Annotated in this window: 10 protein-coding genes; 5 read left to right on the top strand and 5 right to left on the bottom strand. The window is 65.6% G+C overall.

Going from position 1 to position 11,480, the window contains the following annotated elements; genetic code table 11:
• Nucleotides 1–58: 58 nt before the first annotated feature.
• From QP996_RS01825 to QP996_RS01805, 5 genes are all read left to right on the top strand, one after another.
• Nucleotides 59–685 (top strand): alpha-ketoglutarate-dependent dioxygenase AlkB, encoded by a 627-nt coding sequence (locus tag QP996_RS01825; RefSeq protein WP_284870939.1) that lies wholly within the window; start codon nucleotides 59–61, stop codon nucleotides 683–685.
• On the top strand, nucleotides 682–1,254 hold the full coding sequence (locus tag QP996_RS01820; protein WP_284870938.1) for a LysE family translocator: 573 nt from the start codon (nucleotides 682–684) through the stop codon (nucleotides 1,252–1,254). Before QP996_RS01825 ends, QP996_RS01820 begins: the two co-directional genes overlap by 4 nt.
• Complete coding sequence (locus tag QP996_RS01815; RefSeq protein WP_284870937.1) at nucleotides 1,251–1,961, top strand: SDR family oxidoreductase; 711 nt, start codon at nucleotides 1,251–1,253, stop codon at nucleotides 1,959–1,961. The genes QP996_RS01820 and QP996_RS01815 overlap by 4 nt, the downstream gene beginning before the upstream one ends.
• A 120-nt stretch (nucleotides 1,962–2,081) precedes the next feature.
• On the top strand, nucleotides 2,082–2,369 hold the full coding sequence (locus QP996_RS01810) for an RNA-binding S4 domain-containing protein (protein ID WP_269951670.1): 288 nt from the start codon (nucleotides 2,082–2,084) through the stop codon (nucleotides 2,367–2,369).
• Nucleotides 2,369–3,052, top strand: coding sequence for a VOC family protein (locus QP996_RS01805; protein ID WP_284870936.1), 684 nt, complete (start codon nucleotides 2,369–2,371; stop codon nucleotides 3,050–3,052). Before QP996_RS01810 ends, QP996_RS01805 begins: the two co-directional genes overlap by 1 nt.
• Here the strand turns inward: QP996_RS01805 and QP996_RS01800 are convergent.
• The 5 genes from QP996_RS01800 to QP996_RS01780 are packed head-to-tail and all read right to left on the bottom strand — an operon-like array spanning nucleotide 3,049 to nucleotide 11,471.
• Nucleotides 3,049–3,696, bottom strand: a complete 648-nt coding sequence (locus tag QP996_RS01800; protein ID WP_284870935.1) for a hypothetical protein — start codon at nucleotides 3,694–3,696, stop codon at nucleotides 3,049–3,051. The genes QP996_RS01805 and QP996_RS01800 overlap by 4 nt on opposite strands.
• Entirely contained in the window at nucleotides 3,690–5,570 is a 1,881-nt protein-coding gene (locus QP996_RS01795) for a M13 family metallopeptidase (protein WP_284870934.1), read from the bottom strand. The genes QP996_RS01800 and QP996_RS01795 overlap by 7 nt, the downstream gene beginning before the upstream one ends.
• Complete coding sequence (locus tag QP996_RS01790; RefSeq protein ID WP_284870933.1) at nucleotides 5,563–6,423, bottom strand: cutinase family protein; 861 nt, start codon at nucleotides 6,421–6,423, stop codon at nucleotides 5,563–5,565. Before QP996_RS01790 ends, QP996_RS01795 begins: the two co-directional genes overlap by 8 nt.
• A 19-nt stretch (nucleotides 6,424–6,442) precedes the next feature.
• Nucleotides 6,443–9,631, bottom strand: coding sequence for an arabinosyltransferase domain-containing protein (locus QP996_RS01785; protein ID WP_284870932.1), 3,189 nt, complete (start codon nucleotides 9,629–9,631; stop codon nucleotides 6,443–6,445).
• Between the two features lie 10 nt (nucleotides 9,632–9,641).
• Nucleotides 9,642–11,471, bottom strand: a complete 1,830-nt coding sequence (locus QP996_RS01780) for an arabinofuranosyltransferase (protein WP_284870931.1) — start codon at nucleotides 11,469–11,471, stop codon at nucleotides 9,642–9,644.
• Nucleotides 11,472–11,480: the final 9 nt, after the last annotated feature.

Raw genomic sequence — 11,480 nt, 5'->3', positions numbered from 1 at the left:
GAAAAAGAAAACCACTCACATATGCGACCGCGACGAAAGGATGCGCTACATTATTCCCGTGCTCGTCATTCCGCGGCCGCCCGCCCGCATCATCCCTGGTGCGGTCCATTTGCCTGCCTTTTTCACGCCCGCAGAGCAGGAGGAACTGGTCAATCAGGCGCGCGAGCTGGCCAAGAAGGTGGCGGGGACGCCGGTTGCTATGCGACGTCCAAAGGTCGGCCACGGCCAAATGGATGCCTGGCTGCTCTCGCTGGGCTGGTTCTGGGCCACGAACCCGTACCGCATGGTCAGGGAGGTCGACGGCTACCCGGTGCCGCCGATCCCGGACAATTTCCAGGCCATCGCGGACAACGTCATGGCGAAGGCGCGGGAAATAGACCCGATAGTCGGCCCGACCCCGAGAATTGAGACGGCGCTGGTGAACTTCTACCCGCCGGGCAAGGGCATGGGGCAGCACGTGGACGCGGAGGAGGAGTCTGAAAACGCGGTGGTCAGCCTGTCGTTCGGCCAGGACACGATCTTCCGCATCGCGGGGCGCGATACGCTGCTGCTGTCCGGCGACGTTGTAGTCTTTGGCGGGCCGGCCAGGAGGGCGAAACACGGCGTGCTCGGCGCGAGAAAAGGCACGTCCGACCTGCTCGAAGGTCGGCTGAACATCACCATGCGGCAAATGGAGGCGACATGATTGCGCTACTCGGCGTGTGGCTGGCGGCGATCGCGAGCCCTGGCCCGGACCTGGTGCAGATCATCCGCGTGGGGTCGAAGGATCGAAGAGCTGGCGTGATGTGCGCGCTGGGCATCATGCTCGGCAACACCATCTGGATCGTCGCATCCCTGGCGGGCTTAAGCGCGTTGATCCAGGCGTTTCCGCAGGTCCTGTCAGTGCTGCAGATCGTGGGCGGCGCCTACCTGCTGTGGATGGGCATCGGCGCCATCCGCGCCTCCGACCCGGAAATCCCCGCCACGCAGCAGGTTCCAAGACCGTTGCTCACGGGTCTGCTCACCAACCTGTCCAACCCGAAGGCGATCCTCTTCTTCGGCGCCATCTTCGCGCAGTTCGCGCACCTCGGGTGGGTCGCCGCGCCAGTCATGGTCCTCACCGGCACCATCTGGTTCGTGGGCTTTGCGCTGGCAGTCCAAGCGATGTCGCAGCTGATAACCAAGTACAGCAAGCTTATCGACGTCATCACGGGCAGCATCTTCATCGCATTAGCAGTCTGGATGCTGTGGGAGGGCCTACACTTCGGCTCATGAGCGAGCAGAAGGTAGCAGTAGTCACTGGCGGATCGGCAGGCATCGGGGAGGCCACCTGCAGGGCGTTGGCTAAGGACGGCTGGAAGGTCGTCGTGGCGGCGCGGCGCCTGGAGAAGTGCCAGCAGATTGCGGACGAGATCGGCGGGGTGGCGATGGAGTTGGACGTGGTGGACCGGGGGAGCGTCGAGAAGCTTGCGCAGCTTGAACGCGTGGACCTGCTGGTCAACAACGCCGGCGGCGCGAAGGAGCTGGACTTCTTGCGCGACGCGGACGACGCGGACTGGGAGTGGATGTTCCAGACCAACGTGATGGGCACGATGCGCGTCACCCGCGCGCTGTACCCGCAGCTCAAGGCGTCGAACGGGCTGGTGGTGAACATCGGTTCGGTGGCTGGCACGGACGCGTACAAGGGCGGCTCGGGATACAACGCCGCAAAGCACGGACTCCGCGGCGTGACCAGGGCTTTCAGGCGCGAGGAGGCGGAGAACAACATCCGCGTGTGCGAGATCGATCCGGGCCGAGTGAAGACGGACTTCTCGCTCAACAGGTTTGGCGGCGACGAGGAGCGCGCAAACCAGGTCTACGAGGGCAAACAGAACCTCAACGCGGACGACATCGCGGAGGCGGTCCGGTGGGTGGCAAGCCTGCCGACGCACGTGAACATCGACACGATGAGCATCATGCCGGTGGATCAGGCGGAACGCTAGAGGTAGTCGGCGGCCTCCACGAGGTGGGCATGAACCGGGCGCCATCTATGCCCTGACACCCGGCAAGCAGGAAGGTCAGGGTAAACGCCCAGATTCTTCGCATGCCTTAGACTAACCTGCATGCATATCGACGTGCCCATTTCCGGCGACACGATCAAACTCGGACAATTTCTCAAACTGGCCAACCTCGCCGAATCCGGCGGCCACGCGAAGGAAGCCATCAGCGCTGGCGAGGTCACCGTCAACAACGAGGTGGTCACCTCCAGGGGGCACTCGCTTATCGACGGCGATACCGTCGGCCTTGGCGCAGATTCAGCCACGGTAGTAGTCGACGGCGACGACGGCGACTACTTCGACGAACGCACCGCCAACGACGACTTCGACCCCGAGAAGTGGAGGAACCTGTAATGCCCGCATTCGAAGGCAAAGAAGGCATGCCGTTCTGGCAGGACCTGGTCACCCAGAACCAGCTCAAGTCCACCCACTTTTACTCCGAGCTTTTGGGCTGGGAGATCGTGGACGGCACCGCCCGCAAGGAGGGCCTGCCGGTGGCCGGCATCGTGCCGGCGCAGATGGACATGTGGGTGACGTCCTTTATCGGCAGCCCGGAGAACGTGGAAAAGCTGGGCGGCAAGGTGCTCAGCGCAGATGAATCCGTGACCCTGTGCCAGGACCCCGCCGGCGGCCTGTTCGGGCTGAAGGACCCAGAGGAGCGCTTCTTCGCAGCAGGTGAGCCGGGTGTGCCGGTGTGGTACGAGTACTCCGCGCCGAGCATGGACGCCATCGACTTCTACGGCGAACTCTTCGACTGGGAGATCCGCGAGGAAGACGGCTACTTCATCGCGCTGGAGGACGGCGCGCCGTTTTTGGGCATGTTCGTCGGCGAGCACGCCCAGTGGTTCAGCTACTTCGGCGTGCGCGACGTGGACGCGGCCTGCACACAGGTGGAAAACCTGGGCGGCGGCGTGGAGTTCGGCCCCGAGAACGGGACTGCGGGCGTGCACGACGCCAACGGCGCCCAGTTCTTCCTCGCCGAGGTGGAAGAACCCACCTTCGACGAGGTCAACGAAGCCGACTCTGTGCTGGACTAAAGCAACTCTGCAGCGTCCTGGACCCGGCGGCGGATCTCCGCCGGCGTGGAGATGAACCCGTCGGCGTGGTACTCGGTGCCCTCGAGACCCGATCCTGCCCTGACCTGGATCAACCCGTCCACTGAGGGCTGGCGGTTGGGGAAGGTGACGATGTAGCGATCTGCCGGCGGCAGCGCTACATCCCCGAGTGCCCACACCACCTCGGCGCCGACCAATTCAACTGCCTTTGCTGCGTCTGCCACGGAGTCCATGTCCAAGATCGTGGTGCCGGACAGCTCCGCGGCGGCGGCGACGTCCGGGCGCCAGAGCATGTCTTTGGCGTTGGCAGGGCCGTCCCAAAGCGAGACTGCCCACCGGCCGTTCGGCTCCGACGGGCGGAACACAGTGCCCAGCTCGTGGGGCTCCACTGTGACCCCGCCGGCCCACTTTGTTGCTGGCAGGGCGTGGTCGACGGCGGTGCCGAGCATGAGCATCGCGGCGTGGGTGATGCGGTCCGGCAACAGCGCCAGGTAGTTCGGCCCGTCCTCGTAGGTGGCGTGCATGTAGGACGCCAGCTGCTCCAGCTGCAGCTCCGGCGGCATGTCGCGTTTGACCCCGCCGACGTTGAAGTTCGGGTCGCCCTGTTCGTTGATGTGCTCTACCAAATCGTCACCCTGTCCTCGGGGTCGATCCACATCTTCGAGCCCGGCTCCACCTCGAACGCCTCGTAGAACTCGGCGATGTTGGCGGCGATGACGTTGCAGCGGAACTCGTTCGGCGCGTGCGGGTCGATGGCGAGCAGCTGCGCGGCCATCTCCGGGCGCGCCTTGGAGCGCCACACCCGCGCCCACGCCAGGAACAGGCGCTGGAAGCCGGTGAACTCGCCGTCCAAGTCGCCGAACTTCTGCGGCTGCTCGTCGTCGAGCCCGTTGTCTTCCAGGTACTTCTTGTAGGCCACCACGGCGATGCCCAGGCCGCCGAGGTCGCCGATGTTCTCGCCGAGGGTGAACTCGCCGTTGACACCCTTGGTTTTCGTGCCCTCCAGCACCGACGGCACCAGGCCGTTGAACTGGCCCACCAGCTTGGCGGTCAGCTGCTCAAAGTTGGCGCGGTCCTCGTCGGTCCACCAGGAGTTGAGGTTGCCCAGCCCGTCGTAACGCGATCCCTGGTCATCGAAGCCGTGGCCGATCTCGTGCCCGATCACCGCGCCGATCGCGCCGAAGTTCTCCGCAGCGTCAGCGTCCGGATCGAAGAACGGCGGCTGCAGGATCGCGGCGGGGAAGGTGATGTCGTTGACCACCGGGTTGTAAAACGCGTTGACTGTCTGCGGGGAAGACACCCATTCCTGCCGGTCAGAGGCCTTGCCGATCTTGGACAGCTGGTAGTCGTGCTCGAATGCGGCGCCGCGGCGGACATTCTCCACCAGGTCCTCGCCGAACTCCAGGCCGTCGTAGCTGCGCCACTTCTCCGGGTAGCCGATCTTGGCGTTGAACTGCGCGAGCTTCTCCAGCGCGCGCTCCTTCGTCGGCTCGCTCATCCACTCCAGCTGCTGGATGCGGGAGCGGTAGGCGGCGATCAGGTACTCCACCAGCTCCAGCATCTTCTCCTTGGAGGAGGGCGGGAAATGCTTCTCGACGTAGCTCCGCCCAATATCCTCGCCAACCAGGCTCTCCGCGAGCCCCACCCCACGCTTCCACCGGTCGCGCTGCTCGGTGGCGCCGGAGAGATGCTTTCCATAAAACTCGAAGTTGGCCTTGCCGATCTCCTCGGAGAGCACGCCGGCGCGGGAGCGCAGGATGTTCCACGCGGCCCACAGCTGCCAGTCCGCGAGTGTTTCCCGGCGCAGCATGCCGTCCAGGTCTTCAACGAACGACGGCATCATGTTGACGACTTTGCCGGAAAGACCGGAGGCGTCGAGAAGCACGCGCACCAAAGGCGGCATCTGTTCAAGGTCGGTGGGGTTGTAGGTGGCCACCGCGTCGCGCGCCTTGACCACGTCCCAGTGGCTGGCCGCCAGCTGGGTCTCCAGGTTGACGATGCGCTCCGCAGCGATCTCGGGGGTGAGTCCCTGCAGGTACTTCGGCTCGAGGAAGCCGAGCATCTTCTCCACGTGCTTCTTGTAGGCGGCGAGGGTGTCCGCGTGGTCCTCGTCGCGGTAGTATGCCTCGTCCGGCAGCCCCAGGCCGGACTGGAAAATGTAGGCGACGGACTCCTCGCCCTGCGAGTCCTTTTCCACCCAGTAGCTCACCGGCCCGCCGATGCCCACGCGCTCCAGCTCACCCAAGCCGCGCACGAATCCTTCGACGTCCGCGACCTCGATTCTGGCCAGGTCGGGATCGAGGGAGCTGATGTCGCCGGGGTTGTCCATGAAGGACTTAAACAGGTCGCCGCCTAAGCCGGCACCTTCCTCCAGGATGGCGCGGACATCTTCCTCGGACTTATCGCGCAGCACGTAGAACGCGCCGTCAATGCCGCGGTCAGCGGGGATTTCGTGGGTTTTCGCCCACGCGCCGTTTACAAGCTCAAAGAGGTCATTCATGCCCCAACTCTACAGCCGGAACGGGAATTTGGATGGGGGCCTGGGACTGCTCGATGATCCAGTTGCTGGCCTCGCGCTGCTGGGCCAGGGTGTAGCCGCCGTGGGAGCCGATGTCGGAGAAGACACCCAGAGACTTCAGACCGAGCGCACGGAACAGCACGTTGAACTCGGCGAGCGGCACGCGACCGGCGGCCAGGTTGGTGCGCATGGCGGGGGCGACCAGGCCGCGGTGCGATTCCTGCATGGAGCACACCAGGTCGTCGACGCGGCAGATCTCCAGCACGCGCGGGCCGAGCACCCCGTAGCCGTCCGGAAGCGAGCCCAGCGAGCCGCGCGAATGCGGGGACGTGCCCGCGGAGAGGACCGCGCCGTTGCCGCCCTGGTGCGGGTTGGCAAACAGCGCAACACCGGAAACGCGCTCCGGGTCGATCGGGCCGCGCCCATTGGCGATGTCGCTGGTGATCGTGGCGGCGATGTCCGCGCCAAGCGAGTAGCCGGTGAAGCTGAACTTCGCGTTAGGGCACGCGTTGGCCAGCCGGGATACAGTGGATCGTGCGCGCTTGAGGCCGCCCGCCTTGGACTTCTCGTACTCCGAGGTGGCGAACGGGGTGGAGGGGTAGGACACCCACCGCGGCTGAATCTCCCCGCCGGTGCCCAGGCGGGTGAGCACGCCGGTCATGAACACGTTGCCGCCGTGCGGCACGTAGTCCGGGATGCCCTCTGCCGTGTTGGCGCCGCCCGGCACCGCGACTAGGTAGTGCGCGGCGCAGCTCTGCTGAGCCTGGGCCTGGGCGGGGGTGGCTACCAGGGAGAACAGCAGGGCAGCGGCGGCGGCGATTTTTGGCAGTTTCATAGCGAGGGGATTGTACCTTTTATTCGTCCGGGTCGCGCACCTTCATCGGTCCAGGAGTGTACAGGCCCCACCTGGTGGTTTCTTCCAGGTCCACCTGCGCCAGGGCGGGGGCCTCGCCGGCGGAGTTGGTGCGGCGCTCGTACTTGGCCACAGAACCCCAGTCGCGCTGCCAGTCGCCCCTGAGGTAGCCCGGCACCTCGTAGGAGGTGTTCACGGCCTCAACCGGGGCGAGCGAGCCGCCGCCGAGGAAGTCCATGAACCCGGAGAGCTGCTCCTTGCCCGGGGCGTCCGGCATGATGCGGAACTCCGGGATCTCGTCCACGCCTGCGTGGTGGTAGAAGGGGCGCTGGCAGGGGTACTGGAACGCCACCGTCCAGTCCAGAAGGCCCGGGGTTTCGGAGTCGAACATGGTGTTCAGCTCCGTAAGCTTCGGGTTGCGTAGCGGGGTCACGGCCAGCCAGTCCTTCTCCGCCAAGGAGGTGTCCTTGGCCACCAGGCGCACCACGTCAGCCTCCTCGGGCAGGTCTGCAATTGGGTAGCGCAGGTTGCGCCACTGCGGGGTCGGGCCCTGGTCCAGCATCTCCACCGCGCCGAGCTTCTGCACGCCACCGTCAGTCTTGCGGCCGTACTGCAGCTCCAGCTCGTTGCCCTCCTGCTCGATGCCGTTGATGTCGTGGTGCTTGATGCGGCCGGCCACGGACGTCACCAGCAGCGGGCGCTCCTCGGAAACGGATGGCAGGTCGAACCAGGAGGTTTCCAGCTCGGCCGACTGGGTCGGCTCGTCCTCGAAGGTGCCCAGCACGGGCACGCGGGTGTAGTCCAGGCCGAACGGCAGGCGCACCGTCGAACCGTTCACGCCGCGCATCGAGCGCGGTCGGTTGCCCTGCGTGTTCACGCGCGAGGTGGACTGCGCCTCGTCGGAGCTGGGGTCCACGTCGGCGGTGTCGTCGTCCTGGATCTGCTGGTTGCTCGAATCCGACGTGTCGGCGTTTTCGGACGCGATGAAGGCCGGCACGCCGTCGGGGTGGAACCCGTGGTTGTCGCCGGAATCCAGGGAGCGGCCGAGCGGGACGCCGTCGATAGGCGAAAGGAATGCGTCGTTGGTGTCCTCCTCCAACAGCACGTCCGCGCCCTGGGCGCAACGCTCGCCCGCGAAGGTGCGCACGTTGCCCATGCCCACCGAGTAGTCCGGTGCCTGGGAGATGAAGGACTTCACAAACGTCAGGCAGGACAGCGCCACAATCAGCGCCGCCGCCACGGCGATGGGGGCGGACATGACGCCGGCCCAGCGGGAGGCGTCCACAGGCTTCGGCGGGCGCATGGACTGCACCACGCCCACCACGAACACCACGAGCGCGATGGCCAGGACAATGGTGTTGAACTCCACGGCCTTCAGCTGCGGGGTGCGGTCCCACCATGGCACCGCGTAGGAGGACACGTACCACCAGCCGTTCCAGCCCGCCAGCGTCAGGGCCAGCAGGAACAGCACCGCGGCCGTGGCAAAGGAGCGGTTGCGCTTGGACTGGAGTGCGATGCGCGAGAGCACCACCGACCCGTACGCCGCGATCGCCGCGCCGAGGCCCGCGTAGATGCCGAAGTGGTGGGTCCACTTCGTCGGCGTGAACATGAGGAAGAAGGTGGAAAAGCCGATGATCAGCATCATGCGCTGCGCGGTCTTTGTCCTTTCACCGCCTCGGGCGAACCACCACAGGGTCAGGCCGATGCACAGAAGCAGCACGAACATGGGGAAGCGGCGCGCCAATGAGCCGTCCACCGTCTGCTCGAACAGCACGGAGTAGCGGCTCCACTCCTCAAACCAGTGCATTGCGGGGCCCACCTCGGAGCGCACCGCGGTCGCCTCCAGCACACTCGCCAGTGTCTGGTCCTTGAACACCGGCGCCATCACAGCCATGCCCGCGCCCATAAACGGCGCGACGTTCGCAAGCTTTGCCTCTCGACGCCCAATGGTCCCCAACACCCAGGGCAAAGAAATCAGGAACACGCCCACAGCCGCGAGGCCGGTCGGGCCGCACGCCAGGGTCAGCGCCGCCACCACGGTGCCCCACGCGGCGGGGACCAGGCGGTCGGTTTCCATGGCGCGCTCAAACAGCGCCCAGGTGGCCATCAGGCCAAACGCGATGATCGGCTCCGGACGGGTGCCGTTGTTGTACGGCAGCCAGAACGCCAGGAACACCAGCGCCGCAGTCCAGTGGGCGACCCTTCTTTCAGCAACCGCGGGGCCGAGCTTCGGCAGGATCTCGCGTGAGAGCAGCCACCACGTGCCCAAGCCCGCAAACAGCGCCGGCAGGCGCATCCACATCGACGCCGTGGTGACCTGCGACAGCAACGCCAGCAGGTCGTAGAACGGCGAGCCGAACGGTGCCTCCGGCACGCCGTACCAGCGGTAGTAGTTGGCCATGTAGTCCGTGTTGGCGGCCACGCGCGCCATGGTGAGCAGGTAGCCGTCGTCGGAGGTGTTGGCGCCGAAGATGTGCCAGAAGCCGAGTACGGCGGCCACCAGGCCGTCGAGAGGCTTGAGCCCCTGGCGGCGCAGGCGCGGGGCTGGGCGGTCCATTTTCCGCAGCGCGGCCAGGGAGATCAGTGCGCTGATCAGTCCGAGCACCATCGCCAGCGTCTTGATCAGAGTCGGCTGGGAGGTGAAGCGGGAGTTGATGTCGACGTGGGCCGACAGGCCTGCGCTAATAAGCTGCTGCTCATCCTTGAGCTCGGTGTAGATGCCGGTGAGCTGCGGGCGGTAATCCTCATCGTCGGAGTATTCGGTTCCCGGGACCTCCACGGTGGTGAGGTCGTGCGCAAGGTGGGCCTCAAGCTTCGCGTCATCCGGGAGCTTCGCCACCTGCGCCGGGGTGAGCTGCAGCAGCACCTCGTTCAGCGAGCTGACCACAAGGCCGCCGTCGGGCGAGGTGACAAAGAAACCGCGGTCGCTGGCCTTCGGGGAACCCTCAGGCAGCGTGCCCAAAAGCAACGACTGGCCCTCGCGGAGCTCGTCGATAGCCGAAAGCGGCACGGTGACATCGAGCTGCTGCGGCGCCAGCGAAATCAGCGGCGCGTTCACGGACGCCACCGAGCCATTCTGCGGCCACGACACGGAAGATTCCGTCTGCTTGACCGGCAGAAACGGCACGAGCAACAGCAGGACAAACGCGATCAAACCCGCGACAGTCGCGGTGGTCTGGACTCTTTTCACAGCGGACACCTTACTTCCTCACCGCCACAGCAAACGGGCCGAACTGCTCGACGTCCCAGTCCTGGGTAAATGCGTCTGGGTTGAAGAACAGGCCCTCGTAGCGCACATTCGGCTGGCTCGGGTAAATGTCGTGCGCGATGTGGGTCTTCAGCCCGTCCTTGCCGTTGTCGCGGAACACGAACGCCACCGGCGGCTCCCACTGCGAGTTGTCCACCGCCTCGGTGAACTTCTCCGGATCGTCGTAGGAGATCTCCGCCCACTGCTTCAGCTCGTCGTTGCGGTGCTCGAACTCACCCAGCGGGTTGGCGTAGTGGCTGGTGTAGGCGTTAAACGCGTAGAAGGGCTGGAAGGCCATGAAGTTGATCTCGTCGGTGTAGATCACCGCGTCGTTCTTCATGTGGCCGTGTTCCTCGATGAAGTCGGCCATCTCCTGGTAGTAGCGGCCCGCGTCCGGCGGGAAGCGGTCCGCGCGCTCGCCGTTGCCGTCGGTGTCGGCGTAGGCCTGGTCGATGTAGTCCTCGTTTTCCACCGGGATGTTCTGCACCATCTGCAGCGCACCCACCGCCAGGATCGCGGCGACGGCGGTGGTGTACTTGTTCAGCCCGAACTCCGAGATCGCAATCACGCCGAGGGTGGCAAACAGCGCCACAATCAGCACCTCGAGGCGGAAGCCCAAAAGAGAGGTGCCCAGCAGGGTGATCGCCATCGACGCGAGCGCCCACAGGTAGCACACGCCTATCGACGCACCAAGGGCCGCCAACTCAGGCTCCTTGATCCTGTAAATCAGGTAGATCAACCCGATCATGGACAACAGCCCGATCAGCGAGAACGACAGGAACGGCAGCGGGAAGTACGTGCCTTCGATGGGCAGGAAGTGATTCGCCGTGGACTCCAGCTGCTCGTCGCCGGTGATCACACGCCAGACGTACGGGCCCCAGGAGATCGCGGCGATAGCGAGCGAGCCCAGGCCCGTGACCAGCAGGTGCACCAGCGGCTGAATGGAGTGCTTGGTAAAGGCGTGGATGACGGCCAGCACCACCATGGTCAGCGCCGCAATCGCAGTGAACAAGGTGTAGAAGCTGGCGGAAATACCCAGGTAGAGGGCCAGTGCAATAGTGGACGCCCACGAGCCGTTGACCGCCCGGTAGGACATCACCGCCGCCGCCGGCACGAACATGGCCACCACCGCCGCGTAGGGCTCCTCCGGCACCTCCGTGAGCACAACCGCCGTGGTCACCGTGGCAATCGCGAGCGCGGTGGGCAGCGAGCCGGTGAGCCTGCGCCACACCGGTGTGAGCATCGCCGCGGCCGCCGCCAGCGTCGCGATCGCGAACGGCTGGTACACCTCCCAGCCCTGCATACCCAGCACGTTGGCGGTGCGGCCGCCCAGCCAGAACCAGCCCATGGGGTAGAAGGTGGGCAGGTCCTTGTACGCCATATCCGCGTGGCCCAGGTTCTCCGTCATGCGCGACAGGAACTGGGTGCGGAAGCCCTGGTCCACCTGGATACCGTCCAGGTACAGCCGGGTCGCGCCCAGAGGGATGCCGATCGACGACACCACCAGCCCCGCCGGCACCAACGACATCACGGCCGAGGAAATCCAGGGCTTCTTGCCCTTCGTCCACAGCACAGCCAGAACGACGCCGACGCCGATGCAGACGAAGGACGCGGCGGTGGCCAAAGACCTGGTCACCATCGACGTGTTAAACGCCGGCAGCGAGATCTTGTGCAGCACGAACCAGGCGGCCAGGGCGATCACGCCGCCGGCGAGCCCGGCTGCGACGGTCCGGGCAGCAGTTTGCCCGACCGACTGCTCGTCGGGGTGGTAAGCGGTAGTCATACGTAACAG

Origin of the sequence: Corynebacterium sp. MSK008 (assembly GCF_030232585.1) — a bacterium.
Lineage (GTDB): Bacteria > Actinomycetota > Actinomycetes > Mycobacteriales > Mycobacteriaceae > Corynebacterium.
This window is presented reverse-complemented; position numbering and strand designations above follow the sequence as displayed.

What these genes read in the sequence shown, in the direction of transcription:
- QP996_RS01820 (WP_284870938.1), top strand. Translation starts at nt 682, where the DNA reads ATGATTGCGCTACTCGGCGTGTGGCTGGCGGCGATCGCGAGCCCTGGC.
- QP996_RS01805 (WP_284870936.1), top strand. Translation starts at nt 2,369, where the DNA reads ATGCCCGCATTCGAAGGCAAAGAAGGCATGCCGTTCTGGCAGGACCTG.
- QP996_RS01780 (WP_284870931.1), bottom strand. Translation starts at nt 11,471, where the DNA reads ATGACTACCGCTTACCACCCCGACGAGCAGTCGGTCGGGCAAACTGCT.
- QP996_RS01790 (WP_284870933.1), bottom strand. Translation starts at nt 6,423, where the DNA reads ATGAAACTGCCAAAAATCGCCGCCGCCGCTGCCCTGCTGTTCTCCCTG.
- QP996_RS01815 (WP_284870937.1), top strand. Translation starts at nt 1,251, where the DNA reads ATGAGCGAGCAGAAGGTAGCAGTAGTCACTGGCGGATCGGCAGGCATC.
- QP996_RS01810 (WP_269951670.1), top strand. Translation starts at nt 2,082, where the DNA reads ATGCATATCGACGTGCCCATTTCCGGCGACACGATCAAACTCGGACAA.
- QP996_RS01795 (WP_284870934.1), bottom strand. Translation starts at nt 5,570, where the DNA reads ATGAATGACCTCTTTGAGCTTGTAAACGGCGCGTGGGCGAAAACCCAC.